2 protein-coding genes are annotated in these 607 nt (G+C 35.3%); both read left to right on the forward strand.

Annotated features, from left to right (window positions below):
* A partial coding sequence (locus KPL50_RS26725; protein WP_216301481.1) for an FMN-binding protein occupies positions 1-303 on the forward strand: 303 nt, incomplete at its 5' end.
* 1 nt (position 304) lies between these two features.
* On the forward strand, positions 305-607 hold a 303-nt coding region (locus KPL50_RS26730; RefSeq protein ID WP_290443304.1), incomplete at its 3' end, for an Rnf-Nqr domain containing protein.

Here is a 607-nt window from a genome sequence, read left to right on the forward strand (position 1 = left end):
GCAGAAAGTAAAGGATATGGTGGAGCAATTACAATGCTTGTAGCAGTTACACCTCAAGGTAAAATTATTGAATTTACTATATTAACTACTAAAGAAACACCTGGACTTGGAGATAATGCAAGTAAAGATCCTTTTAGAAACCAATTTAAAGGTAAGGCAGTCAAAGATTTAGAAGTAACAAAAGACCCAACAAAAACAAATAATATTCAAGCTATGACTGGTGCTACCATTACTTCTAAAGCGGTAACTAAAGGCATTAAAGAAGCTGTGCAAGAAGTTACACAGTTTGTAGGGAGGAAATAATATGAGAGAGTTATGGAACATATTTAAAAAAGGGATTATTGAAGAGAACCCAATTTTTGTTCTTGCACTTAGTCTTTGCCCAGCACTCGCGGTAACTAGTAGTGCGCTAAACTCCTTGGTTATGGGACTTGCGGTACTGTTTGTTATTACTGCTAATAATATGGTTGTATCTGTTACTAGAAAATTAGTAAATCCGACAGTTCGTGTACCAGTGTATATTACTTCAGTTGCAACAATTGTTACTGTAGTACAGTTGGTATTACAGGCATATTTGCCAGCGCTTAATAAGGCTTTAGGAATATAT

It is taken from the genome of Clostridium sp. CF012 (genome assembly GCF_018861755.1).
Lineage (GTDB): Bacteria > Bacillota > Clostridia > Clostridiales > Clostridiaceae > Clostridium_AD.